Origin of the sequence: Blautia sp. BCRC 81119 (genome assembly GCF_003184505.1) — a bacterium.
GTDB classification, from domain to species: domain Bacteria; phylum Bacillota; class Clostridia; order Lachnospirales; family Lachnospiraceae; genus Blautia_A; species Blautia_A fusiformis.
Genome location: NZ_QJHD01000001.1, coordinates 105,648 through 132,490, shown reverse-complemented (window position 1 = coordinate 132,490; position 26,843 = coordinate 105,648). Strand labels below are relative to the sequence as shown.

General features: G+C 45.1%; 21 protein-coding genes, 1 tRNA gene, 1 other RNA gene and 1 pseudogene. 18 read left to right on the top strand and 6 right to left on the bottom strand.

Going from position 1 to position 26,843, the window contains the following annotated elements; all coding sequences use genetic code 11:
• Positions 1-481: 481 nt before the first annotated feature.
• Positions 482-1,855 (top strand): sodium-dependent transporter, encoded by a 1,374-nt coding sequence (locus DMI82_RS00605; RefSeq protein WP_092069463.1) that lies wholly within the window; start codon positions 482-484, stop codon positions 1,853-1,855.
• A gap of 68 nt (positions 1,856-1,923) precedes the next feature.
• An RNA gene (gene rnpB / locus DMI82_RS00600) (RNase P RNA component class A) lies at positions 1,924-2,274 on the top strand.
• Positions 2,275-2,363: 89 nt separating this feature from the next.
• Here rnpB and DMI82_RS00595 read toward each other — a convergent pair.
• From DMI82_RS00595 to DMI82_RS00580, 4 genes are all read right to left on the bottom strand, one after another.
• Positions 2,364-3,248, bottom strand: coding sequence for a hypothetical protein (locus DMI82_RS00595; RefSeq protein WP_173722576.1), 885 nt, complete (start codon positions 3,246-3,248; stop codon positions 2,364-2,366).
• 554 nt (positions 3,249-3,802) lie between these two features.
• Positions 3,803-4,240: an aspartate carbamoyltransferase regulatory subunit gene (locus tag DMI82_RS00590; RefSeq protein ID WP_015525765.1), complete on the bottom strand. Its 438-nt coding sequence runs from the start codon at positions 4,238-4,240 to the stop codon at positions 3,803-3,805.
• On the bottom strand, positions 4,234-5,157 hold the full coding sequence (gene pyrB, locus DMI82_RS00585; RefSeq protein ID WP_022426605.1) for an aspartate carbamoyltransferase: 924 nt from the start codon (positions 5,155-5,157) through the stop codon (positions 4,234-4,236). The genes DMI82_RS00590 and pyrB overlap by 7 nt, the downstream gene beginning before the upstream one ends.
• Before the next feature lie 69 nt (positions 5,158-5,226).
• Entirely contained in the window at positions 5,227-5,628 is a 402-nt protein-coding gene (locus DMI82_RS00580) for a putative ABC transporter permease (protein ID WP_022426606.1), read from the bottom strand.
• Positions 5,629-5,881: 253 nt separating this feature from the next.
• Here DMI82_RS00580 and DMI82_RS00575 point away from each other — a divergent pair, with 253 nt between their 5' ends.
• The 5 genes from DMI82_RS00575 to DMI82_RS00555 are packed head-to-tail and all read left to right on the top strand — an operon-like array spanning position 5,882 to position 13,389.
• On the top strand, positions 5,882-7,180 hold the full coding sequence (locus tag DMI82_RS00575) for a bifunctional folylpolyglutamate synthase/dihydrofolate synthase (RefSeq protein ID WP_021650330.1): 1,299 nt from the start codon (positions 5,882-5,884) through the stop codon (positions 7,178-7,180).
• Positions 7,177-8,307 carry a prephenate dehydratase gene (pheA, locus tag DMI82_RS00570; protein WP_110102022.1) on the top strand — a complete coding sequence of 377 codons (1,131 nt, stop codon included), beginning with the start codon at positions 7,177-7,179 and terminating at the stop codon, positions 8,305-8,307. Before DMI82_RS00575 ends, pheA begins: the two co-directional genes overlap by 4 nt.
• 25 nt (positions 8,308-8,332) lie before the next feature.
• Positions 8,333-9,649: an ATP-binding protein gene (locus tag DMI82_RS00565; protein ID WP_044960616.1), complete on the top strand. Its 1,317-nt coding sequence runs from the start codon at positions 8,333-8,335 to the stop codon at positions 9,647-9,649.
• A 34-nt stretch (positions 9,650-9,683) separates the two neighbouring features.
• Positions 9,684-11,219, top strand: a complete 1,536-nt coding sequence (locus tag DMI82_RS00560) for a Ppx/GppA phosphatase family protein (RefSeq protein ID WP_021650327.1) — start codon at positions 9,684-9,686, stop codon at positions 11,217-11,219.
• Between the two features lie 16 nt (positions 11,220-11,235).
• Positions 11,236-13,389 carry an RNA degradosome polyphosphate kinase gene (locus tag DMI82_RS00555; protein ID WP_110102020.1) on the top strand — a complete coding sequence of 718 codons (2,154 nt, stop codon included), beginning with the start codon at positions 11,236-11,238 and terminating at the stop codon, positions 13,387-13,389.
• Between the two features lie 127 nt (positions 13,390-13,516).
• On the opposite strand, the gene DMI82_RS00550 is transcribed toward DMI82_RS00555, so the two are convergent.
• Positions 13,517-14,680, bottom strand: coding sequence for a ComEC/Rec2 family competence protein (locus tag DMI82_RS00550; RefSeq protein ID WP_110102018.1), 1,164 nt, complete (start codon positions 14,678-14,680; stop codon positions 13,517-13,519).
• Positions 14,681-14,906: 226 nt separating this feature from the next.
• Positions 14,907-14,978: transfer RNA gene (locus DMI82_RS00545), tRNA-Glu, on the bottom strand.
• Positions 14,979-15,190: 212 nt separating this feature from the next.
• On the opposite strand from DMI82_RS00545, the gene DMI82_RS00540 reads away from it, so the two are divergent.
• The 11 genes and pseudogenes from DMI82_RS00540 to rimP all read left to right on the top strand — a co-directional run bounded on the left by DMI82_RS00540 (position 15,191) and on the right by rimP (position 26,843).
• A complete protein-coding gene (locus tag DMI82_RS00540; protein ID WP_110102016.1) occupies positions 15,191-16,870 on the top strand; it encodes a GGDEF domain-containing protein in 1,680 nt (559 codons plus the stop codon).
• Positions 16,857-18,761, top strand: coding sequence for a GGDEF domain-containing protein (locus DMI82_RS00535; protein ID WP_242981791.1), 1,905 nt, complete (start codon positions 16,857-16,859; stop codon positions 18,759-18,761). The genes DMI82_RS00540 and DMI82_RS00535 overlap by 14 nt, the downstream gene beginning before the upstream one ends.
• Positions 18,762-19,047: 286 nt before the next feature.
• Positions 19,048-20,973 carry a DNA gyrase/topoisomerase IV subunit B gene (locus tag DMI82_RS00530; RefSeq protein WP_110102015.1) on the top strand — a complete coding sequence of 642 codons (1,926 nt, stop codon included), beginning with the start codon at positions 19,048-19,050 and terminating at the stop codon, positions 20,971-20,973.
• 120 nt (positions 20,974-21,093) lie between these two features.
• A complete protein-coding gene (locus DMI82_RS00525; protein ID WP_110102013.1) occupies positions 21,094-23,340 on the top strand; it encodes a DNA gyrase/topoisomerase IV subunit A in 2,247 nt (748 codons plus the stop codon).
• Positions 23,341-23,414: 74 nt separating this feature from the next.
• On the top strand, positions 23,415-23,705 hold the full coding sequence (locus DMI82_RS00520) for a nucleotidyltransferase family protein (RefSeq protein ID WP_021650318.1): 291 nt from the start codon (positions 23,415-23,417) through the stop codon (positions 23,703-23,705).
• Positions 23,692-24,102 (top strand): HI0074 family nucleotidyltransferase substrate-binding subunit, encoded by a 411-nt coding sequence (locus DMI82_RS00515; protein WP_022426615.1) that lies wholly within the window; start codon positions 23,692-23,694, stop codon positions 24,100-24,102. Before DMI82_RS00520 ends, DMI82_RS00515 begins: the two co-directional genes overlap by 14 nt.
• Positions 24,103-24,270: 168 nt before the next feature.
• Positions 24,271-24,987, top strand: a complete 717-nt coding sequence (locus tag DMI82_RS00510) for a metal-dependent transcriptional regulator (protein WP_110102011.1) — start codon at positions 24,271-24,273, stop codon at positions 24,985-24,987.
• A 51-nt stretch (positions 24,988-25,038) separates the two neighbouring features.
• Positions 25,039-25,209, top strand: a pseudogene (locus DMI82_RS20615) (ABC transporter ATP-binding protein); the annotation flags it as partial.
• Between the two features lie 106 nt (positions 25,210-25,315).
• Complete coding sequence (locus tag DMI82_RS00500; protein ID WP_022426617.1) at positions 25,316-25,783, top strand: DUF3990 domain-containing protein; 468 nt, start codon at positions 25,316-25,318, stop codon at positions 25,781-25,783.
• Positions 25,767-26,207, top strand: coding sequence for a hypothetical protein (locus tag DMI82_RS00495; protein ID WP_021650313.1), 441 nt, complete (start codon positions 25,767-25,769; stop codon positions 26,205-26,207). Before DMI82_RS00500 ends, DMI82_RS00495 begins: the two co-directional genes overlap by 17 nt.
• A 171-nt stretch (positions 26,208-26,378) precedes the next feature.
• The gene (rimP, locus tag DMI82_RS00490) at positions 26,379-26,843 is read left to right on the top strand and encodes a ribosome maturation factor RimP (RefSeq protein ID WP_021650312.1); all 465 of its coding nucleotides are present in this window, start codon (positions 26,379-26,381) and stop codon (positions 26,841-26,843) included.

Here is a 26,843-nt window from a genome sequence, read left to right as displayed (position 1 = left end):
CATTGCGGCAGGGCCAGAACTCGCCGTTGGCTCAGACAGCTGACCCTGCCGCAATAACGCCGACTCCCGCAGCCCAAGTAGTTATCACCCCTCCTCCGCAGCAGCCCAAACCGATATCCTCTCCCCCAGGCTGGTGCATCCAGCTGGCAGGAAAAATATAAAATGTGCGGAGAGTATGGTTGTGGGATGCAGAACAGGAAAATTACTGTTTACTGGTAATATTCCGCGAGGTGTTTTTTGTGAGCGAAGGTCACAGAAAACCCGAGCCATACTGCGCGAATTTATGTGATTAGCATAAATTCTGTGCACCGCGAAGCGTGTTACTGAGAATGGAGTGAACAGTAATTCAGGAAATATAGGCTCTGTATTTTTTTAATATATTGTTTGCCTGAGGGATAAAAGCATGGTATTATCATATGAGCGGAAATTGAGAAGACATAAAGAATACAAAAAACAAATATGTGACGGGAAAGGAAGAATTATGGAGAAACATAAACATGAGAGGAGTACATTTTCCGGGAAGATTGGATTTGTACTGTCTGCAGCTGGTGCTTCGGTAGGGCTTGGGAATATATGGAGATTCCCTTATCTGGCGGCAAAGTACGGCGGTGGAATTTTTTTACTGATCTATATCATTTTGGCATTGACCTTTGGATATTCTATGATCGTGGCAGAGACAGCTCTGGGACGTATGACAAAGAAAAGTCCGGTAGGTGCGTTTGGAACTTTTGGTAAATCAAAGTGGCTGTCTTTGGGCGGTTGGATCAATGCGATCATACCGGTTCTGATCGTGCCGTATTATTCCGTGATCGGTGGCTGGGTAATTAAATACTTGGTGGAGTATGTAAAGGGAGGCAGTCAGACTCTTGCTGAAGACGGATATTTTTCTGCTTTTATAGCGGATGGATTTTCTACAGAAACCTGTTTCCTGTTTTTTACACTGCTTACGCTGGTGATCATTTATGCAGGTGTGCAGAATGGCGTGGAACGAGTTTCCAAATTAATGATGCCGATACTGGTATTCTTGTCTGTGGTCATTGTCATTTATTCGGTAACGAGGCCAGGAGCACTGGAAGGTGTGAAATATTTTCTGATACCAAATATCAAAAACTTCTCCTGGATGACAGTGGTTGCGGCAATGGGACAGATGTTTTATTCTCTGTCGATCGCGATGGGTATTCTGGTAACTTTTGGTTCTTATATGAAAAAGGATGTATCTATTGAAGGGTCTACACAAAATGTAGAAATTTTTGACACAGCGATCGCAATGATGGCAGGTCTGATGATCATTCCGGCTGTGTTTGCATTCTCCGGTGGAGATCCGGATACGTTACAGGCGGGACCGGCACTGATGTTTATTACGATTCCGAAGGTATTCGCAAGCATGGGATTTGGAACTCTGGTTGGAATCCTGTTTTTTGTACTGGTTCTCTGTGCAGCCTTGACCAGTTCTATTGCATTGACTGAGAGTGCAGTATCTACTTTTCAGGATGAACTGAAATGGGGACGCAAGAAGGCAACAGTATTTGTCGGAATTATCATGGTTGTTCTCGGAAGTCTTTCTTCTCTTGGCTATGGTCCTCTGGCGTGTGTTAAGATCATTGGAATGCAGTTCCTTGATTTCTTTGATTTCCTGACGAACTCTGTCATGATGCCGATCGCAGCGATTGCTACCTGTCTTCTGATATCCAGAGTAGTTGGTACAAAGAAGATTGAAGAGGAAGTACTGCAGGAAGGTGGTACTTTCCGCAGAAAAAGAATCTTTAATTTTATGATCCAGTATCTTTGCCCAATCTTTGCGGCGATCATTCTTTTCAGTTCTGTGGCAAATGCATTTGGATGGATTTCCATGTAAAAGACATAGGAGACCAAGAAAATTCCAACTTTACAAGTCTATACACCTGTGTTAAAATAGCAGATGCGCAGCCAGGCCAGGTGATCGCGGCTGGACAGACGAAAGGGTCCAGACGAGGAAAGTCCGGGCTTCACAGGGCAGGATGCCGGATAACGTCCGGTGGAGGTAACTCCCAGACCAGTGCAACAGAAATAAACCGCCCCGTTTTGCGGGGTAAGGGTGGAAAGGCAGTGTAAGAGACTACCGCCGCTGTGGTAACAGAGCGGGCACATGTAAACTCCATTCGAAGCAAGACCGAGAAGAAAGCCATACGGCGGCCCGTCGTGCTTTCAGGTAGGTCGCTGGAGCCTTCTGGCAACGGAAGGCCTAGATAGATGATCACCCAACGACATAACCCGGCTTATCGGTCTGACTGTGTATGATAATAAGCACATAATAAAAGCAACTGTATTTTGCAGATCTGATCTGTGAAATATCAGTTGCTTTTTTGATAAAGAATGACAGCTTTTTATAGTTTCATAGTTTTTTCTTTTTTCAGCTCCAAAATCACATCCAAAGACAAACCGGTAGTTTCAGCGATAGAAGTATCACTGAGTTTTCCTATCAGATTTCTGGCAATTTCAAGCTGCTTTTTCTGGGAACCATTGTTGAAACCATCATTAAAACCATCATTAAACAGCATCTGACCCAAACGTGTCATACGAATACACTCCTTTACATGTTCAAAATCATCATTTTCAAGAAACTTATCTGCCATAGTATAGAGCATCGCCTCGATTTTCTGCAGATCTTCCGATGGAATATCTTTTGTATTTTCGGTCAGAGAGAATGCCTGAAGGAACCGTTCCTTTTGAGAAAGTTGACCATCCATCAGAGGGATAAGTGTTAATGGAACGAGATCAGCCTTTGTAAGAATGTCTTCAGAGGAAAATTTCTCTTTCAGCGTTTCAATCAGCCTATCTGCATTGTGATTCTTCATTATGATCGGAATAATACGATAAGTATTTATTCCTTCAGTAAATGAAGTGACCGGATTTCGGATATTTCCCGAATAAAGAACGTATGTGGTGATAGAAACGCTATACTGATAACTGGTCACAGCTTCATAGGATCGAAAACGCTTCAAACCGGGAATCCCTTCATTCTTACTCTGAAATTCAAAGTGTTTCCACGTACCATCTTCCATGATGAGATTGATATCTTCGTAGAATTTCTTAAGATTAAGAACAATGGACTCTGTAGGAGCAGAAGATACAACCTTTCCATCAATGCCAAGATAAGGAATCAGCTCCTCGGCAAAGAATTGAGCGGCAGTCTTTAGAACCGTATCTTCATGCTGAAATACAGTTGCAGAACCGATTTTATCATTTGTAATCATTTCTTTCTGTGTCATAAAAAATCCTTCCTGCAAAAGGAAATCAGAAAGAAATTGTCTGATTACAATATAACAGAAAAAATAAAAACAGACAATACATTTTCCTTTGCGCAACAGCTATGTGTATGTAAACTTGATAAAATGAAAAAATACCAGAATCGGTAGATTATAATAAGAATAAAAATAGAAAAACTAAAAAATGTAATACAGACAATCCTTTCCGGAAATGCAAATCTGTTTCTAAAAGAATAAAATATCTAACACAAAAAGTCAACAATAAAAAACAGAGGAGCAATGAGCAGGAGCCCACCATTTCAAAATCTATGAAAACACAGCGCTCGGTTCCCGCTTCGATATTCAGGCCTTTGCAGGAGCCGTAGTAATACTTGGTCTGCGGGAGACTGCGTTATTTTTCAAAATCATGCTGTCTGAGCGACGTCAGGAGCGAGTTCATGATTTTAGAAAATGTTTTTAGCAGTCTTTCGCAGGCTTAGTATTACTAGGCTCCGAAACAGCCAAATATCGAAGCGGGGACCGGACGCGTCCGTTTGTTAATCATGCTCATATGAACTCTATTTATTCCGTTTACCTCTATATTTCTCCTCGCAATACTTACACCGGTAAACCTCATTCTCTTCATCTGCAAGAACAAAAATCTGATCCAGTCCCTGCTCGATGGAAGTAATGCAGCGAGGATTCTTGCACTTGATCACGTTCACAACCTGCTTCGGCAGCTTCAGCTCTTTCTTTGCAACGATCTTTTCGTCCTTGATGATATTTACGGTAATATTATGATCGATAAAACCAAGGATATCCAGATCCAGATCCTCGATGGGGCATTCAACCTTGATGATATCCTTTTTTCCCATTTTCTGGCTGCGGGCATTTTTGATGATAGCAACCGTACAGTCCAGCTTATCCAGCTTCAGGTCATGATAGATCGTCATTGCCTTGCCGGCTTTGATATGATCCAGAACATAACCCTCACGAAGAGCACCTACGTTTAACATGGCAGTTCCACCTCCAGTAATGTAAGAATCAGGGCCATACGGACATACACACCATACTGGACCTGTTTGAAATAAGCGGCACGTGGATCAGAATCCACTTCAACAGAAATCTCGTTAACACGTGGGAGTGGGTGGAGGACATACATATCCTTCGGTGCAAGCTCCATTTTCTGTTTGTCCAGAACATAGAAATCTTTCATGCGGACATAATCCTCTTCGTTGAAGAAACGTTCCTTCTGAACACGGGTCATGTACAGGATATCCAGATCCGGAAGTGCATCCTCCAGACGTTCCTCCTCGACAAACTCGACATTGTTGCGTTTCAGAACATCCTCACGGATATAGCTTGGAATACGAAGCTCCTCCGGAGAAATCAGAACAAATTTCACATTTTCATAACGGACCAGAGCCTCGATCAGAGAGTGAACGGTACGGCCGAATTTCAGGTCACCGCAGAGGCCGATGGTAATATTGTCAAGTCTGCCCTTCAGGGAGCGGATAGTTAAAAGATCGGTTAATGTCTGGGTAGGATGCTGGTGGCCGCCATCACCGGCATTGATCACCGGAATATTGGATGACATAGAAGCTACAAGCGGAGCACCCTCTTTCGGATGACGCATAGCACAGATATCTGCATAACAGGAAACAACGCGAATAGTATCGGCAACGCTTTCGCCTTTGGATGCGGAGCTGGAATCAGCAGAAGAAAAACCGAGAACCTTTCCTCCAAGATTCATCATGGCTGCTTCGAAACTTAAACGTGTACGTGTACTTGGTTCGTAAAACAATGTCGCAAGCCTTTTATCATCACAGGTATGCGCATACTTTTTTGGATTTTTCCCGATGTCGTCGGCGAGATTCAGAAGCTTATCAAGCTCTTCAACCGAGAAATCCAATGGACTCATTAAATGTCTCATGTTGTACCTCCAATTATTTACTGGAAATAAGATTCCTTCCAGTTATCATATAATATAACTGTGAGATTTTCAAGAGACTTTCCGAGGATTTTGTCGAAGAAGCCATTCGAAAAAGAGACCGGTAAAAAACCACAGAGGAGCATAGTCCAGCCGGATCACTCCTTTATACTGAAGCGGAACATGAGAATAATCCCAGGGACAGATGTGAAGCTTCTGAAAAAAAGATCCGCTTAAAAATTCCACGAAAAAAATCCCGCAGCTGTAAATGATCCCCCGTACCATAACCGGAAAGCGGGCAAGCTTGTAGTAAGCCGGACGGATCAGTGCTGCAAGTCCGTAAACAGGGAACATCAGAAGAGAGGTTTTGCCCATCATAGTAAAATGTCCGGTGACAAGAGAGTGCAGTCCTGTCCATAAGATCTCCAGACACCAGCCTGTAAAACCACACAGAAAAAAATCCTTCTTTTGCATTTTAAAGCTCCTTCTCATCAGCAGAAATCCTGCGCTTTCCGGAAAAATGTCAGTTTAACTGAATTAAGAAAGTCCCCTGCGGGGCTGCGAATATCCGCCTGGACTTTAAATATATTTAACGTGGAAAAGCGTCTTTAATAGCCTTCCCTGCCTTGAAAAAAATATACACGTGGGTTATAATGAACAAAATTATTACTGCAAAGTGAAAAAGCAGTAATGGATCATCAACACATGCGGAAGGAGAAAACAGACGATGAATTATGAAGAAAGTCGTGCCTACATCAGAGCTGCGGAATTGAAAAAGGGAATTGTTCTGGGACTGGAAAATATGAGAGAACTGATGAGGCGGCTTGGAGATCCCCAGGATGAACTGAAGTATGTTCATGTAGCGGGAACTAACGGAAAGGGTTCTGTGATCGCATATCTGTATTCCGCTTTATCAGGTGCAGGTTACCGGGTCGGAAGATATATTTCCCCGGCGGTCTATTCCTACAGAGAGAGGATGGAGGTTAACGGAGAACCTGTCAGCAGAGAGAAATTTGCAGCATATGTGACAAGGATCGCGGAGGTGATCGATGAGATCGTAAAAGAGGGAAAACCGCATCCGTCAGTATTTGAAATTGAAACTGCAGCCGCATTTCTTTATTTTCGGGATGAGAAATGCGATCTGGTATTAATGGAAGTTGGTATGGGCGGTGATCTGGATGCCACCAACATTATAAGTACTACAGTTCTTTCCATTCTGGTATCCATCAGTATGGATCATACGGCATTTCTTGGAAATACCCTGGGCGAGATAGCAGAAAAAAAGGCCGGCATCATTAAACCGAACAGTCATATGGTAACTGTAAAGCAGCAGCCGGAGGCAGAGGCGGTCATACGAAGAATATGCGCAGAACAGAATGTGCCATACGAGGCAGCAGACCGGGACAGCGCAGAGGTACTGGAAGCATCCATAACCGGCCAGACCTTTCTTTATAAAGGAGAAAAATATACAATATCCCTGGCAGGTGCCTATCAGAAGGAAAATGCGGTGGCAGCGCTCCGGGCACTGGAAATCCTGAATGAACAGGGATATCCCACAACACTGGTCCAGAGACAGGATGGATTGAAACGTACCACCTGGCCGGGAAGATTTGCACTTCTCGGGACAGAACCGGATTTTGTGGTTGATGGAGCTCATAACCCTGCAGCGGCAGACATGCTGGCTGCATCCATTGAACGGTATTTTAAGGGAAAAAGGATCATCTACATCATGGGAATGTTCCGTGACAAGGATTACCGCAAGGTCATCCGGAAAACAGAAAAATACGCAGATACCATCCTGACGATTGCGGCACCGGATAACCCCAGGGCTCTGACCCCGCAGGAGCTGGCAGATGCGGTGCGGGAATTTCATTCTGATGTAAGGCCCTTTGACAACATCGAAGCCGCAGTAGCAGAGGCCTATCAGCTGGCAGGAAAAGAGGATGTGATCATTGCTTTTGGTTCCCTGGCGTTCCTGGGGGATCTTACAGAAATTATCAGGAAACATAACGGAGGAAACCAATGACGGATTTGGAAAGATACAGAGACGAGATCGATGAGATCGACAGTGAGATTGTACGTCTCTTTGAAAAACGAATGAAGGTGAGTGAGGAAGTCGCTGAATATAAAATAAAAACCGGTAAGCAGGTACTGGATCCGGCACGTGAGAGCCAGAAGATCCATACGCTGAAAAACAAGGCCCACGGGGACTTTAACAGCCTCGGCGTGCAGGAGCTTTTCCGTCAGATCATGGCTATCAGCCGTAAGAGACAGTACCAGCTGTTGACAGAGCATGGGATTTACGGAGAGCGCAATTTCACAACTGTGAAGCATGTTCCCCTTGAAAACGCAACGGTTGTGTTCCAGGGTGTAGAGGGAGCCTACAGCTATGCGGCTATGCGGCAGTACTTTGGGAAAAATATCGAAAGCTACCATGTAAAAACATGGAGGACAGCTATGGAGGATGTAACCCATGGCAAGGCCGATTATGCGGTACTTCCTATTGAGAATTCTACTGCAGGTATCGTGGCTGATATCTATGACCTTCTTATGGAGTACAAGCTGTATATCGTAGGCGAGCAGATCATCCGTGTGGATCATGTGCTTCTGGGCATGCCGGATGCACAGATAGGGGATATCAAGGAAGTCTGCTCTCATCCTCAGGGGCTTGCCCAGTGCAAGGCATTTCTGGAGGAAAACCCTTCCTGGAAAAAGAAGGAAGTGGAAAACACCGCAGGCGCGGCCAAAAAGGTCAGTGAGGTGGGGGACAAAGGCGTGGCAGCTATCGCAAGCCGTGAGGCTGGTGAGGTATTCGGTCTGAAGGTCCTTGCAGAAAATATCTGCAGAGAAAAAGCAAACTCTACACGTTTTATTATTGTAAGCAGGAAACCGGAATACGAGGAAAAGGCCGGGAAGATCAGCATCTGTTTTGAGCTGCCTCATGAAAGCGGAACTCTTTACAACATGCTTTCCCATATTATCTACAACGGACTGAACATGACCAAAATTGAATCCCGTCCGATTCCGGGAAAATCCTGGGAATACCGTTTTTTCGTGGATTTCACAGGGAAACTTGGCGAAAGCGCTGTGGAGAATGCGTTAAGAGGAATCGAGGCGGAGGCGAATGTTCTCCGTGTTCTTGGAAACTATTAAGATACAGAGGAGTTAAATTATTATGTTGGCAAGAATTCAGGAATGTATCCTTTACCGTGGATTTTCAAACGGTGAGATACTGGACGATATGACAGAACTTATTAATCTTTATGAAGCAGATGAAGAAGCACTCAAGGCAAGAGAAGACCAGTTTTTCAAAAGTGTCAACGGGCTGGTGGAGCTGGCAGGAATGTACGGTTTTTCCGGAAATATCTGGCATACATATCTTACCTTCCTTTTGGTAAATCATGAGAACGCTTTCAGTATGGCAAGCGAGATACGAGGAGCGATCAAGGGCAGCATTAACGACCTGGCAAAAAATGATTTCCAGATTTTCAAGGAATTGTATGATTTTGACATCACGGTCTTTGATAAAGTGTTCGGAACTGTATGCTGCAGGGTGATCTGTGATTACCAGACACCGGATGAGAACAGCAAGCTCTTTAATACCAGGATCCGTGACCGTATCTGTCAGATGAGCAAAACCCTGGCAGCAGCCACCACAACCGAAGAATTTATGGATGATATGGTATCCTTCTATAAAGATTTCGGTGTTGGCAAGCTTGGTCTCCATAAGGCATTCCGTATCGGTCACGATGAGGAGGGAAAGGTGGAGATCCAGCCTATCACAAGGATCGCACATGTGAAGATCGATGATCTGGTAGGATATGAGATCGCCAAGAAAAAGCTCATTGATAATACAGAGGCATTTGTACAGGGGAGAAAGGCGAACAACTGTCTGCTCTTTGGTGATGCGGGAACCGGTAAATCTTCCAGTATCAAGGGAATCCTGAATCAGTATTATGATCAGGGACTTCGTATCATTGAGGCCTATAAGCATCAGTTCCAGGATCTTAATGAAGTCATCGCCCAGATCAAAAACCGTAACTATCGTTTTATCATTTATATGGATGATCTTTCCTTTGAGGAATTTGAGATCGAATATAAATACCTGAAAGCCGTGATCGAGGGCGGTCTTGAGAAAAAACCGGACAATGTCCTGATCTATGCCACAAGCAACCGGCGTAATCTTGTCCGTGAGCGTGCCACAGATAAGCTGGAGATCGCAGATGACAATGATCTGCATTCCTCCGACACCGTGCAGGAGAAGCTTTCCCTGGTATATCGTTTTGGCGTCCGTATCTACTTTGGCAAACCGGACAAAAAACAGTTCCAGGAGATTGTCCGTACACTGGCAGCTCGTTATGGAGTTACCATGCCGGAGGAGGAACTGCTTCTGAAAGCCAACCAGTGGGAGATCTCTCATGGCGGACTGACCGGACGTGCAGCGCAGCAGTTTATCGATTACATTGTGGGAACAGAGGAAGAAAAAAAGAAATAGTTTACCTGTGTATTGGGGGAAAGGATGAAAAACTATGGCGGTGACAACCTTTGCAGCAATTGATATAGGCTCCTATGAAGTCAGTATGAAGATCTTTGAAATGTCAAAGCGGATCGGCTTCCGGGAGATCAATGATGTCCGTTACCAGCTGGAGCTGGGCCGTGGAACTTATGCTGCAGGACGGCTAGAGATGGAGACTGTGGATGAGCTCTGCGAGATCCTTAATGATTTTAAACGCATGATGGCTGAATTTGGGGTAGAAAGCTGGCGTGCGTGTGCAACAAGCTCTCTCCGTGAGCTGGAAAATCCGGTGATCATCCTGGAGCAGATCTATCAGAGAACTGGTATCCGGGTAGAGATCCTGAGTAATGCGGAACAGCATTTTCTGGGATATAAATCCATTGCTGCCATTGAATCCGGCTTCAAAAAGGCTATTCAGAAGGGGACGGCGATCCTAGATATCGGAGGAGGAAATCTGCAGATCTCTCTCTTTGATAAAGATGCTCTGGTGCTGACCCAGAGTATCCGTATGGGAAGTCTTCGTATCCGCGAACGTCTGAAAGAACTGGAGAAAACAACTCCACATTATGACCGGCTGATAGAGGAATTTATCCGAAATGATCTGATAAGCTTTCAACGTCTTTATCTTAAGGACAAGGAAATCTCCAATCTGATCCTGATGGGAGATTTTCTCACAGATACGATCTTTCAGGACAGATCCGGAGAGAATATCATCACAAAGGAGGAATTCCTGAAGAAATACGAGACCATTGTAAACATGTCCGATCATGACCTTGCCGAATCCATGGAGTTGGAACCGGAATATGCGTCTCTGATCGTGCCGAACATGGTTATCATCCGAAATTTTATAGAAATCTTTCAGGCAGAAGCACTCTGGATCCCGGGTGTTTCTCTTCTGGACGGGATTGCCTATGACTATGCGGAAAAAAACAAATATCTGAAAAGTGTACACAATTTTGAAAATGATATCCTGGTGGCATCCAGGAACATTGCCAAAAGGTATTCCAGTGGAAAGAACCACATTGCAGGAACTACCGATGTGGCACTGGATATTTTTGACAGCACAAGGAAGATCCACGGCATGGGAAAACGTGAACGGCTTCTTTTGCAGATCGCAGTTCTTCTTCATGACTGCGGAAAATATATCAGTATGAGTGAGGTGGCAGAATGCTCTTACCGGATCATCATGGCTACGGAGATCATAGGTCTTTCCACAGAGGAGCGGCAGGTGATCGCTAGTGCGGTGAGGTACAATACCAGAGAATTCGGCTGCTACAAAGAGATCAACCGTGAAACATCCATGAGCAGGGAAAATTATCTCCTGACTGCGAAGCTGACCGCAATTCTCCGCCTGGCCAATGCTATGGACAGAAGCCATTACCAGAAGGTAAAAGCGCTTAATGTAACCTTAAAAGACAGGATCCTTTACCTGGTGGTGGATTCCGCAAGGGATGTTTCTCTGGAGCTGGGGCTTCTGAAAGATAAAAAAGAATTTTTTGAAGAGGTGTTTGGAATCCGGCTTGTAATGAGACGGAAGGGAAGAAGATAACGGAGGAGGTTTTTGTATGAAATTTAAGGAATTTGACAAATCGGAATATTTTGTAAACAGAGAGCTGAGCTGGATCAAATTTGATGATCGTGTGCTCAGTGAAGCCAGAGACAAAAATCTACCTCTGTTTGAGAGACTGAAATTTTTGAGTATCACCTCATCCAATCTGGATGAATTTTATATGGTCCGTGTTGCATCCCTGAAGGATCAGGTTCATGCAGGGTACAAAAAAACAGATATTGCAGGAATGACAGCCAAGGAACAGCTGAAAGCCATCAGCCGGCAGACACATGATCTTGTTCACGTACAGTACAGTACATTAAACCGGTCTCTGGTCCCTGCACTTGAAAAAGCAGGACTTCATGTGATCTTTGAGCACGAGGCATTTTCCGAGAAGCAGAAAGAATTTGTGGATCAGTATTTTGAAGACAATGTATATCCGGTCCTGACACCAATGGCAATGGATTCTTCCAGACCGTTTCCTCTGATCCGTAATAAAACGTTGAATATCGGAGCACTTCTTTCCAAAAAAGATACCAAAAAAGGAAAAGAAGAGATTGATTTTGCCACTGTACAGGTGCCTTCTGTACTTCCGAGAGTAGTGATCATTCCATCTGAGAAAAAAGGCCATACAACCGTAACACTTCTGGAACAGATCATTGAGCGCAACATCGACAAGCTGTTCTTAAGCTATGATGTGATCTGTGCCCATCCGTACAGGATCATGCGTAATGCGGATCTTCCTATTGACGAGGATGAGGCAGAGGATCTTCTGGTTGAGATCCAGAAACAGCTGAAAAAGCGCCAGTGGGGAGAGGTGATCCGCCTGGAAGTGGAAGATAAGATGGATCCGCGGCTTCTGGATATTCTGAAAATGGAGTTTCAGGTTCATGGAGATGATATCTTTTTTATCAACGGACCGCTGGATCTGACCATGCTGATGAAGGTTTATGGTATTGACGGATACGATCAGTTCAAGGAACCGAAATACAAACCGGCAGCAGTGCCTGCATTTCAGAATGATAAAGATATTTTTCAGGTGATCAGGGAGGGTGATGTGTTCCTGCATCATCCGTATATGAGCTTTGATCCGGTGGTGAATTTCGTGCGTCAGGCGGCAAAGGACCCGGATGTACTGGCAATCAAGCAGACCCTGTATCGCGTCAGCGGCAATTCACCCATCATCGCGGCACTTGCTCAGGCCGCAGAAAACGGCAAGCAGGTTTCTGTTCTTGTAGAGCTGAAAGCGCGTTTTGATGAGGAAAACAATATCGTCTGGGCAAAAATGCTGGAAAAGGCAGGCTGTCATGTGATCTATGGTCTGGTGGGCCTGAAAACACACAGTAAGATAACTCTTGTTGTGAGAAGAGAAGAAAACGGGATCCGCAGATATGTGCATCTGGCAACCGGAAACTATAACGATTCCACAGCCAAGCTTTATACAGACTGTGGTATATTTACCTGTGACGAACGGTTTGGAGAGGATGCAACTGCTGTGTTCAACATGCTTTCTGGATATTCCGAGCCGAAGCGCTGGAATCGCCTGATCGTTGCACCGATTTGGATGAAGGACCGTTTTGTAAAAATGATCGAAAGAGAAGCGGAGCATGCGAAAAAGGGAGAAGAGGCTCACATTGCGGCAAAGATGAATTCTCTGTGCGACCCTGAGATCATTGCAGCGCTATATTATGCTTCTTCCTGTGGGGTCAGGATCGATCTTCTGATCCGCGGCATCTGCTGCCTGAAGGTGGGCATTCCGGGTATCAGCGAAAATATCCACGTGCGTTCGATCGTTGGTAATTTCCTGGAGCACAGCCGTATTTTCTATTTCCGCAATGGCGGTTCCGATGAAATTTATATGGGAAGTGCGGACTGGATGCCACGTAACCTTGACCGTCGTGTGGAGATTGTTTTCCCTGTGGAAGATGAGCGGATCAAGGAAGAGATCATGCATGTGCTGGATCTGGAATTCCGTGACAATGTAAAAGCACATATCCTGCAGCCCTCCGGTTTGTATGAGAAGCAGGACAAACGTGGCAAAACGCTGATAAATTCCCAGATGGAATTCTGCAGGGAGGCTACCGAGCGGGCCAAGGCAGCAAAAAAGGAGAAAAAAGAAAAGAAGAGAGTTTTCGTACCGGCTGAACCGGCGGAGGATATTATAAAATAGTAAAAGAAAAGGACAGCCTGTCATATCAATTTATGATACAGCTGTCCTTAAATAATGTTCTCAAAGATTATCCATATTACGTCAATACTGCATGATATTCAGAAAACCTGACAGCCTGCGGACGTTTCTAATAACACTTCTTGCAGGCTTCATACCCTGCAGCTTCAGCTTGGGAGCGTGTCATCTCTGTGGCATTATCCGGATTCATATTTCCACAGTTAGGGATCCGGTGGTACTTGCTCCCGGTAGCGGAGATCCAGACCATATCACCCACTGACTCCGGATCAGCCTGCACTCCGGTCTGAGGATCTGCAGCAGCCGAAGCAGAAGATCCATAGCCGGACGCACCGGAATCCTTATAAGCGGAGGAAGGCTGTGTGCCGGTATCCGCTTCATCTCCGGCAGAATAATCATTACAGGGACTCTGGTTCCACTGGATATTGCTTCCGTCGCTGACTGCGATCACCGTGCCCTGCTCATCAGTACGAAATACCTGTATTCCCATATCAGCAAGCTTATCCATGGTATCCTTATGAGGATGTCCGTAGGAATTACCGGCGCCGCAGCTGATCACTGCATACTCCGGAACAGTCTGCTGGAGCAGATCCCAGGTGGTGGCAGTGGCAGAACCGTGATGTCCCGGAACGATCACATCGCAGGAAAGATCAAGCCCCAGATTGCAGATCGCTTCCTCCCCGGCAGATTCTGCATCCCCGGTAAAAAGAAAATGGTTGTTTCCGTTTTCCAGCCGGATCGCAACAGAATTGTCGTTATCGTTGCTGCTGATCGATTGAGGAGAAAGAACTGTAAATTTCCCGCCTCCGAAAGCAAAATCCGTTCCGGGCTCCGGATGCTGCACAGTTAATCCCTGAGCGGCAACACTGTTTTCAAAAGACTGATAGATTTTTGTATCCTGTACATAATCTGCACCGATCACATTTTTTACGGAAAAGCTGTCCAGGCATCCTACAAGACCAGCCACATGGTCCTCGTCATAATGGGAGGAGATCATATAGTCGATGATGGAGATATTCTGCTTCTGCAGATAGGAAACCACGAAACTGGAATGTTCCCGGTCACCGCCGTCATACAGGAGATTCTGCCCCTGTGACTGGACCAGGATCGAAAGCCCCTGCCCCACATCCAGAAAGTGTACAGCCATTGTTGTGTCAGCAGAAGCAGCCTCAGCTGTATAAGCAGCAGAGGGAACTCCTGCGACTGTCAGCAGAACAAGCAGCAGAGAAAGAAAAAACGTCTGCAGCTTTCTGCGAAAAGAACGTTTGTGATGCATGAGAAGTCACCCCTTATCTTAAGTATTTTCAGGGGAAATTATAAAACAGAAGAGAAAGAAATGCAAAAATAATATATGTGAAAATACAGAAAACAGATAAACAGGAAGAACGAGATTTTTACATGCAATGCTCAGAACAAAGTTTGAAAGTGATAACAGGAAAAAGTGAAGTACAACAATCACAAAAAAAGCAGCCAGAATAAAAATCCTAACTGCTTTCAACTAATAGCCAGTACGGGAATCGAACCCGTGTTTCCGCCGTGAGAGGGCGGTGTCTTAACCCCTTGACCAACTGGCCATATTCATTTATGTCGTTTGCGTTAGCTTTCTGTTGTTTTCCGCAACCGACTTCGTTAGTATATAATACTTTCTTGCAAAATGCAAGCACTTTTTTTGTTTTTTTGAAAAAATTTTTCATCCTGTTTTTTGACATTTTTTTTGACGGAAAAATCTATTGATGATATGATAGATACAAAACGAAATGGAATAAAAAATATAAAGAGGAAGAGTATGAATGACAGAAAAAAGAAAAATTTGATATGGAAGGTAGAAGCCGTTCTTTTTGGTGTGGTGCTGCTGGTTTTTGGCGCGATCTTTGCAGCGACCCACGCAGGGGGGCTGATCCAACATCAGGACAGTGTACAGTTTCTTAACAAAGGTTGGTACTACATAAAAGACGGAAAAAAACAGGAGATCACCCTGCCTGCGGAAATTCCGGCAAAAACAGGCGAAAAGCTGATCCTGTACAATGAAAGTCTGGGAGCGGAAAGCAGAGGAATGACCGTGGTTTCTACAGGAGCCCAGTATGATCTGGTGATACGCCTGAATGGAAAGATCCTGTATGAATATAAGGAGGCCATGTTTTCCAAAAATGTGCAGATGCGTTCCAAGGTGCAGTGTATTGCCGCTCTGGGTAATGACACAGAGGGAAAAGTCCTGACGTTTAGCTATTCTGCGCCTCAGAGAGGAAAATATGTTATAGAACCGGTATGCATAGGAACCGGAAGGGCAATAGCCTGGTATCAGATCAGAAAAGCAGCCATTCCTTTAGGGGCGGCAGCGATCATGATCGTATTAAGTATGATCGCTCTGTGTATCTGCATCTATATGAGGATAAGGCAGATGCCGGACAGTCGGTTCCGGGATGTGGCACTGTTCCTTATGATGTGCAGTATCTGGCTGGTGACGGACTCATCACTGGCACAGAGCTACAGCAGATGCCCCGAAGCATTATGTCTTATTTCTTTTTATATGTTCATGCTGCTGGCAATTCCGATGCTGCGTTTTTTGCAGAACATCGGAAACATGAAAAAATACAGGATCCTGGATCTTGGAATCTTTACATTTTATCTGAATGCTGCTTTACAGGGAGTCCTGGTGATCCTGGGAGCCTTTGAATTTAAGGATATGCTGTTTGTGACGCATATTCTGCTGGTTGTGTGGGTCCTGATATCAGCGGTACTTCTGATCCGGGAGTACCGGAAGCATAAACAGCGTGAGATACGTCTGCTTCTCATTGCATATATCGTCGTGGGAGCAAGCGGTATCATAGCACTGATCCTGTACTGGCTGTTCGAGATTTCCTACTATGGATCTATTTTTGAACTGGGAAATCTTGTGTTTCTTGTGCTTGTCATTGCAGACGCAGTCATGCTGATGACAGATAACGTTCGTTACCGTCTGGAATCCCAGGCTTACGAACGACTGTCCAGAGAGGATGGGCTGACAGGACTTGAGACGAGAGTTAATTTTGAGAAAAAATTGGAAAGTATTTCCGCAGATATGGGCAGATACCGGGATATCCTTCTTATGTATATCGATATCGATCAGCTTCGCGTGATCAACGAAGAGTACGGACGGGCTGCAGGAGACGAGATGGTGGTGAGCTCTGCCAGATGTGTGGAGAACGTTTTCCGGGAAAAAGGAACCTGCTACCGCATCGGCGGGGATGAATTTGCGGTTCTGGTCTATGATCCGGAAGTACCGGACGAATTCTGGCCGGAACGCCTGAAAGAAGAGCTCCGGAATATCGGGAGAGGATGCAGGCATCGTTTTTCGTTGTCCCTGGGAGGCAGCCATCTGCGAAATAAGGATGGCTCTCTGAAATCCATGGGAGAATGGAAATATGAGGCAGACAGGAAGCTTTATGAGAACAAAAAGAAGGGGGATTTGAAAAATGGAGTATATTAACTGTTTTCAGATTACATCCCTTGTTCTGGTGACGATGATCGCAATACATTATTTTTCTCATAAAAGACTGAACAATGCGGAAAACAGGAATTTTGTATGTTTTCTGGTTTTCAGCGGCGTTTACGTGGTGTTGGATATGCTGAGTGCGGTAATCGCAGGAGGCGGCAGCAGTGAAGGCTGCAGAGGTTCAGCGCTGGTCCTGACTCTCTATTATTTCTGTGATGTCATACTTACTTACGGGCTTTTCTGCTACATTCGGATCGTCACCGGAAGACAAAAGGAGAAATATAAATGGCTGAAAACCTGCTGGGTGGTCCTGCCGGCTGCAATGCTGCTGGCAGTTACAGCAAACTTACGGACGGGATGGCTTTTTTATTTTAACCAGGAAGGTAGATTTATCCGGGGAAGTTTTCATTTTCTGATCTATGGATATGTATTCTTTTTTATGCTGGTGATCGTTGCATTTATGTTCCGTTATGGAAAAACAGCAAAAAAAGAAACACGGCGCACCATATGGAGATTTTGGTTTATCGAAGCAGCCTGCCTGTTTCTCCAGATTGCCACGGAAAGAATACTGCTTACCGGTTTCGGGCTTTCTGTAGGACTTTGGCTGATCTATCTTACCATGAACAATCCGGGTGAATATACGGACAGTATGACAGGTTTATTTGACAAACAGTATTTTGACAAATGGATCGGAGAAAAGCTCTATCGAAAAGAAAGCTTTCATCTGCTTGCTGTGGATGCCTGCAATATGAAGCAGATCAACAGGATCTACGGGACCAGAGTGGGAGATCAGCTGCTGATCCGGGCGGCGAAGGGGTTCCGGGAGATCACGGATTCGGTGCAGATCTTTCGTATCACAGGCAATTGCTTTCTGGCAGTGCTGGACTCGCTGACAGATTATGAAAAAGCCAGAGACGGAATAGAAGAATTTCTGAAAAAGCCGTTTTTTATCGAAAACGAAAAGGTGTCGTTCCATGCTGCGATCTGCGGGATCATGAATGCGGAAAAACTGGAAAAAGAGGATAGTATCCTTTCTTATATCGAATATATGATATCTCTGATACAGAACCGGCAGGATACGGTCCTGATCCAGTCGGACAGCAAGATCCTGGAGGGCTTCCGCTATGAGCAGGAAGTGGAGCATTTTCTTCAGAAAGCGGTGAAAGAGGATCTGTTCGAGGTATATTATCAACCGGTATATTCCATAAAAAACAAGGATTTTATTACTCTGGAGGCACTGAGTCGGCTGAAACATCCTGCTCTGGGAATGATTCCGCCGGATGTGTTTATCGGGATCGCGGAAAAACAGGGAATGATCTCTGCAGTGGGATGTCTTCAGCTTCACAAGGTCTGCCGTTTTATAAAAGAACATGAATATATCATGAAGAAGATCCGGAATGTGAAATTCAATCTTTCTCCTTCCGAACTGATGAAACCCGGATACAGCCATGTGCTTATCGGGATCATACAGGAGTATGGATTAGATCCGGGATATTTTCAGTTTGAGATCACGGAAAACGTGGCAACCGAATACAGCGAAAGCTTCTGCACAGCCATTGATGATTTTGCAGAAGTGGGGATCCATATGTGTCTGGATGATTTCGGTTCCGGTTATGCAAATCTGAACGCAGTTCTTCGCATTCCGTTTTCAGCGGTAAAAATGGACCGTTCTCTTCTGTCCGGGATCAGCAGCGATCCTCAGACAGCTACTTTTTATCGCAGCATTGTCATGATCCTGCAGCATATGGGATATAAGGTGATCGCAGAAGGTGCTGAGACCGAAAAGGAGGTAAAGCTTCTGGAAAAATGGGGCGTGGATATGATACAGGGATATTATTTTTCCAGGCCCCTGTGCGAGGAGAAGCTTCTGGAAAAAATTTCCTGAAATGATCAGAAACAGGCGGAAAACATGCTTCCATAAAAAGCAGGGTTTTCCGCCTGTTGCATTCTGACAGACACAAATTGCTTGAAGTTTACAGATACTTTTGATAGAATAGATAGGCTGTGGCGGCTGAAGAAAGCGATTTTTCGGAAGACCGGTTCCTTGAACTGCCACGAGTATCTTTTGGAAAAATTGCAGAGAAAAGATGATCATGTGGACTTTACAAGTACATATATTTTGAGTATAATACAAACAAACGTTCGATTATAAAAAGAAAGGAATCAGTGGAATGGCAAAAAAAGACACTTATGATGCGGGCAGTATCTCTGTCCTGGAGGGCCTCGAGGCCGTGCGAAAGCGCCCCGGTATGTATATCGGAAGCGTATCCAGAAAGGGACTGAACCATCTAATATATGAGATCGTAGACAATGCGGTGGATGAGCACCTTGCAGGGTACTGCAGCCGTATCCATGTAGTTCTTGAGAAGGACGGTTCCTGTACAGTAGAAGATAATGGACGAGGGATCCCGGTGGATATGCATGCCAAGGGAATATCTGCGGAGCGTCTTGTTTTTACAACTCTTCATGCAGGCGGTAAGTTTGACAATTCCGCATATAAGACAAGCGGCGGACTTCATGGTGTAGGTTCTTCCGTAGTGAACGCATTATCTACGTATCTGGATATTAAGATCAGCCGTGATGGTTATATACATCATGACCACTATGAGAGAGGAATCCCTACCATTGAACTGGAAGCAGGACTTCTCCCCAAATTAGGGAAGACCAGAGGTACTGGAACTTGCGTGAATTTCCTTCCGGATCCGGAGATTTTTGAGAAAACAAGATTCGGAGCAGCGGATGTAAAGAGCCGTCTCCATGAGACTGCCTATCTGAATCCGGAGCTTACCATCCATTTTGAGGATCGAAGAGGGGACACTCCTGAGGATATCGAGTATCATGAGCCGGAGGGAATCGTAGGCTTTATCCGTGACCTTAACAAGAATGCACAGCCGCTCCATGATCCGGTTTATTTTAAAGGAGAGGCAGACGGGATCCAGGTGGAAGTTGCCTTTCAGTTTACCAATGAGTTCCGTGAGAATGTTCTGGGATTCTGCAATAATATCTACAATGCAGAGGGAGGAACTCATCTGACCGGATTTAAGACTACCTTTACAACGGTAATGAACACCTACGCACGTGAAATCGGTGTACTGAAGGATAAAGACCCCAATTTTACAGGTGCAGATATCCGAAACGGAATGACTGCTGTAGTCTCCATCAAGCATCCGGCACCCCGATTTGAGGGACAGACCAAGACCAAGCTGGACAACCAGGACGCATCCAGAGCCACCGGCAAGGTGGCAGGAGAACAGCTGGTACTGTTTTTTGACCGAAATCTGGAAATACTGAAGACCGTCCTTTCCTGTGCGGAAAAAGCGGCCAAGATCCGTAAGACCGAGGAGCGTGCCAAAACAAACCTTCTTACCAAACAGAAATATTCTTTTGATTCCAACGGCAAGCTGGCCAACTGTGAGAAGAAGGATCCGTCACAGTGTGAGATCTTTATCGTAGAGGGAGATTCCGCCGGCGGTTCGGCCAAGACAGCCAGAGACCGTAACTATCAGGCAATCCTTCCAATCCGCGGTAAGATCCTCAACGTAGAGAAGGCTACCATCGACAAGGTGCTGGCCAACGCAGAGATCAAGACTATGATCAATGCCTTTGGCTGCGGTTTTTCCGAGGGCTACGGAAATGATTTTGATATCACGAAGCTTCGCTATGACAAGATCGTGATCATGGCCGATGCGGATGTGGATGGTGCTCATATCTCTACTCTGCTTCTGACTTTGTTTTACCGTTTTATGCCGGAGCTTATCTATGAGGGACATGTGTATATTGCCATGCCACCTCTTTATAAGGTAATGCCGAAGAAGGGACAGGAGGAATATCTCTACGATGATAAGGCCCTTGAGAAATACCGTAAGAGTCATAAACCAGGAAGCTTCACACTCCAGAGATACAAAGGTCTCGGTGAGATGGACGCCCAGCAGCTCTGGGAGACTACCCTGAACCCTGAGACAAGAATGATGAAGCGTGTGGAGATCGAAGATGCCCGCATGGCCTCCGATGTGACAGAGATCCTGATGGGAAGCGATGTTCCGCCGCGTAAGGCATTCATTTATGAGCACGCGACAGATGCGGAACTGGATATCTGATAGATAATGAGCAGGATTTGTTACTGTTCATAGGGAATATTCTGCGAGGTGGTTTTTGTGAGCGAAGGTCACAGAAAAACCGAGAATTGTAACCCGGAATTAGATTGGGAGAATTGAACAATGAATACGAAACAGGACAATATCATCCGCACTGACTATGCGGAGATCATGCAGAAATCATATATCGATTACGCCATGAGCGTTATCATTTCCAGAGCGCTGCCGGATGTACGTGACGGACTGAAGCCGGTACAGCGCCGTACCCTTTACGATATGTATGAGCTGGGCATCCGCTACGACCGCCCGTACCGTAAATGTGCCCGTATTGTAGGAGATACCATGGGTAAATATCATCCCCACGGTGATAGCTCCATTTATGATGCGCTTGTAGTCATGGCGCAGGAATTTAAAAAGGGTCGTACACTGGTGGACGGACATGGAAATTTTGGTTCTATTGAAGGCGACGGAGCTGCAGCCATGCGATACACAGAGGCCCGCCTGGAGAAACTGACCCAGGAGGTTTTTCTGGAAGATCTTGATAAGAACGTTGTGGACTTTATGCCGAACTTTGATGAAACAGAGAAGGAGCCGGTAGTACTTCCGGTGCGTATTCCCAACCTTCTTGTAAACGGAGCCGACGGAATCGCCGTTGGTATGGCAACCAGCATCCCGCCGCACAACCTGGGTGAAGTGGTAGATGCGGTGAAGGCATATATGAAGAACAACGACATCAGCACCAGAGGACTGATGCGCTATCTCAAGGGACCGGATTTTCCTACCGGCGGCATCGTGGTAAACAAGGACGATCTTGTAAAGATCTACGAGTCCGGAACCGGCAAGCTCCGTATCCGTGGACGTGTGGAAGTGGAGAAATTAAAAGGCGGCCGTCAGCAGCTGGTGATCACAGAGATCCCATATACCATGATCGGTGCCAACATCGGAAAATTCTTAAACGATATCGCAACTCTGGTAGAAACCAAGAAGACCACAGATATCGTGGATATTTCCAATCAGTCCTCCAAAGAAGGAATCCGTATCGTTCTGGAACTGAAGCGCGACGCAGATGTTGAGAACCTTACCAACATGCTCTATAAGAAGACCCGACTGGAGGATACCTTTGGTGTCAATATGCTGGCAGTTGCAGACGGAAGACCGGAGACACTGGGACTGAAGCAGATCATTGCTCACCATGTGGACTTTGTATTTGAAGTAAATTCCAGAAAATATACAACCCTTCTTGCCAAGGAACAGGAGAAAAGGGAGGTCCAGGAAGGCCTTATCAAAGCCTGTGATGTCATTGACCTGATCATCGAGATCCTCCGTGGCAGCAAGAGTCGCGACCAGGTAAAGAAATGTCTGACCGACGGTATCACAGAAGGGATTAAATTCAAGACCAAGACATCCGAAAAAGCGGCAAGATCCCTGAAATTCACAGAGAAACAGGCCACAGCTATCCTGGACATGCGTCTTTACAAGCTGATCGGACTGGAGATCGATGCTCTGATGAGGGAGCATGAGGAAACCATGAAGAACATTGCTGCTTATGAGGATATCCTGAATAATTATGACTCCATGGCAGCAGTGATCATGGGTGAACTGGATCAGATCAAGAAGGAATACGGCAGTAAGCGTAAGACTTCCATTGAAAACGCCGAGGAAGCTGTTTATGAGGAGAAGAAGATGGAAGAGACCGAAGTCTGCTTCCTGATGGATCGTTTCGGATATATGCGTCTCATTGACAAGAATGCCTACGAGCGTAATAAGGATGCCGCTCATGCAGAGAGCCGCTATGTCTTTACCTGCATGAATACGGACAAGATCTGTATCTTTACAGATACCGGCAAGCTTCACACCGTGAAGGCAGAGGATATCCCGCTGGTACGTTTCCGTGATAAAGGTGTTCCGGCAGATAATCTGGGTAATTATGATAGTACTTCCGAGCAAATCCTTTATGTGGCACCGCTGAGCCAGGTGGCAGCCTCCACAGTGCTCTTTGTTACAGAGAACGGCATGTGCAAGCTGGTAAAAGGAGAAGAGTTCCGTGCTTCCAAGCGTACCATTGTTTCCACCAAGCTTGCAGAGGATGACCGCCTGGTATTCGTAGGAGCAGCCGATGAGATGGATCAGGTTGTGTTCCAGTCTGAAAAGGGTTACTTTCTCCGTATCATGAAAACCGAGATCTCCGTCACTAAGAAAAACGCTATGGGTGTCCGCGGCATGAAGCTTACCGGTGAAGACCGCATTCACCACGCTTATCTCCTGGAAAGCCGCCAAGAATATGCCATTGAATATCATGATAAGCCGTATGTGCTGAATAAAGTTAAGCTGGCTAAGAGAGATACGAAGGGTGTGAAGCCGAGGGTATAAAAGACGCGAAGAGGATTGCGGATAACTGGCAGATAGGATATGATAGGGTTATATGAAAATGGGAGGCGTTAAAAATGCGATATGATCTTCCGGAAAGAGTTATAAGAGAACTATTTTCATTTGCCACAAAACATTCTGTCAGAAAGATCATCCTCTTTGGGTCCCGTGCAAGAGGAAACAATACAGAAAGAAGTGATGTAGATATTGCTGTATATGGAGGAGATTTTGATTCCTTTTACTGGGATATCAAAGAAAATATCCATTCACTTCTGATGTTTGATGTAATTAATGCAGATGCTTCAATTTCTGAAGAACTCAAAAAAGAAATTAAAAAGGATGGAGTTGTGATCTATGAAAAAGCTTGATAATTTTTCTAATTGTCTTACTATATTAAGAAATGCAGATTTCAAACTTGCGGATAACAACGATATTTACAGAACCGGCGTGATCGGACAGTTCAACCTGACTTTCGAGCTTGCCTGGAAAGCTCTTCAGGAGATCCTGCGACTCCACGGGGCAGAAGGAGCAGACACCGGTTCACCGAGAGAAATCCTGCAGCTTGGCTATAAGCTGGGCTTCGTAAACGATTCAGCAGTGTGGCTGCTCATGCTGAAAAAGCGTAACACATCTGTCCATATATATAATGAGCAGGAAGTAGATGAGATGATCCTGCTCATCCGCGACAGCTTTATTCCGGCTTTTGTGGCTCTTGAGAAAACATTGAGGGAGAAGCTGGCAGAAGCGGAGAGCGACTGGACGTAAATAAAGAGAATACAATTTTACAGAATATATACTTCCCACCGATCAGGTACAATTAACCCGACCGGTGGGGATTTTTTTGCCCTCTTGACAGAAATATGAGCCATCTTTTATAATGAGTTAGACTGAGCTAACACAGCCGCAAATATAAAACAGGTTCAGAAAAAAACAATGACAAAAATAACATATGAATCCACAGAAGAGCTGGGCCACAGCATACCCTTATCCAAAAGAGAAATCGAGGAAGACATACTGGAGGAGCTTTGCTCTCTTGCAAAAAAGGACGCCCTGATCGGAATCTCCGAGATTTGCGGGCGGATGAAGATGAGCAGACGGGAGGTTCTGGCCTGTCTGAAACAGTTGACCGCCCAGGGCTACGTAAAAATCGAAGAAAAAAACATCTGCGTCTGCCCCACAGAGCTGGGACGGATCCGGGGCGAGGAATGCCGCCACCGCCATGAAACCTTCACCCAGCTTCTGGAATATGTAGGAGTAGAAAGCCGCATTGCAGAAGAAGATGCCTGCCGCATGGAGCACGTGGTAAGCGATGAGACCGTGCAGCAGATCTGCAATTTTGTAAATTACGGAAGCACCTTTGAGCATGCTCTTCGGAACACAGACCTCAGATACCGCTATGAGCCGGGGGAATACTCCTTTCTCATGGGAATCTACTACATGGAAATAACCTGTCCAAGAAGACTGGCCGGTGAATTTAAGAATTATAAAGAACAGATCCGCCTTCATGTAAAAAAAGAGGACAGCTATTTTGAACTGTTCTGCACAGCACCGGAGGAAAAAAACTGTTCTCTGGTATGTGGACCCAGAAACCGGCTGGGTAAAAGCCGAAGAAGAAAACGGAAATCCCCGGATCCCAACCGGCGTTTTTGAATACTTTATCCGGCATCAGGACCCCGTAGTGGAAGGAACCGCGCTGGTAGCCTTCTTCTGGACGAGCCAACCTCCAATCTGGATTCCCTGAACGAAGGCATCATCCTGAAATCCCTGAAGGAAGATAAAGCCAACCGTACCGTCGTGCTGGTGTCACACAGAACTTCTACGATGAAAGTAGCGGATGTGGTGTATGAGATGGAGAATGGGAGAGTGTCGTGATATAGATGCTCTTGTGAGAGTAAAATATATTGCGATTTTCGATACACATTTGTTATAATAGCTCCAGGAAACTATTGTGTTAAGTCCAATCTGAAAAGGAGTGCATATGACTTTATATCATGGAAGTAAAGATATAGTAGAGTATCCGGAAATCAGAAAAGCCCGATTTAACAAAGATTTCTACTTTGGCTTCTATTGTACGAACATCGAAAAACAGGCAGAACGGTGGGCGACAAGGTATGGAGAAAAGGGATACATTAACAGGTACGAGTATACAGAAAATACAGAATTAAAAATTCTTAGATTTGAGAAAATGACAGAAGAATGGCTGGACTTTATTATTTCCTGTCGAAGTGGACAAGCACATCAGTATGATATTGTGGAAGGACCGATGGCAGATGATACGATCTACAATTACCTGCAAAACTATCTGGATGGTAAGATCTCAAGATCTGCTTTCTGGGAACTGGTAAAATTTAAGTACCCCACACATCAGATCAGTTTTCATACAGTTTCGGCATTGGATACTTTGGAATTTGCAGGAAGTGAGGTCGTATATGGCGAAAAAAAATAATAACAATTTATTTTTTACCTGTAGCCTGATTGAGTATATAGGACGAAACAGAAAACAACATCGGCGGGAAATCACAGATTATCTTGGCAGAGAAAACATAAAGAGAATATACGATTATGCGGATGTATTTCACTGTGAGCCAATACAAAAAGTTGCAGCAGAGTTTATGGAGCAATGCAATATTCCAGAAGGAAAATTTGACAATGTATCCATGTGCAGATATACGGTTCCGGATTACTGGGATATTGGAGAAGTATATGAGCGATTAATAGAAGACATATATGATGATGCGGAAATCGAAAAAGGAATATGGGATATTTATCATTCCTGGATTGATGCACATATTTCGGACTATAATACAGATTTTTATTATCAGCCGAGAGATTATATAGCAGCATGCTATAAAGCGGGAGAAATCCTGTAAAAGATAAACAGAAATTCAAATCGCAATTAATACTTGCATTTAACAGACATTGGTGTTACAATGAACGAAACTAAGAACTTGTTGGCATAGGAGTGGGCGAGAGCCCGCTCCTATTTGTTGAGAAGGAATTTGTTCAGAAATAGGCAGAAATAGGAAAGGCAGGTGGGAAGCATGAGCAGACGGGAAGAATATGAACAGAAGACAGAGGCGATCCTTACACCGATCGTGGAGTCCAGGGGCTTTGAACTGGTAGATGTGGAGTATGTCAAGGAAGCCGGAACCTGGTATCTCAGAGGCTATATCGACAAACCGGGCGGAATCACAGTCAATGACTGCGAGGACGTAAGCCGTGCATTCAGCGATATACTGGATGAGCAGGATTTCATCGAGGACAGCTACATTATGGAGATCAGTTCTCCGGGACTTGACCGGCCTCTTAAAAAAGAAAAAGACTTTAAGAGAAGCCTTGGCAAGCTGGTGGAGATCCGTACCTACCGGCCCATCGAGAAACAGAAAGAATTCTGCGGTATTTTAAATGCATATGATAGTAACAGTGTGACAATCGATGAAGACGGCACAGAACGTACCTTTGATAAAAAAGATATTGCCCTGATTCGTCTCGCGATCGAATTCTAA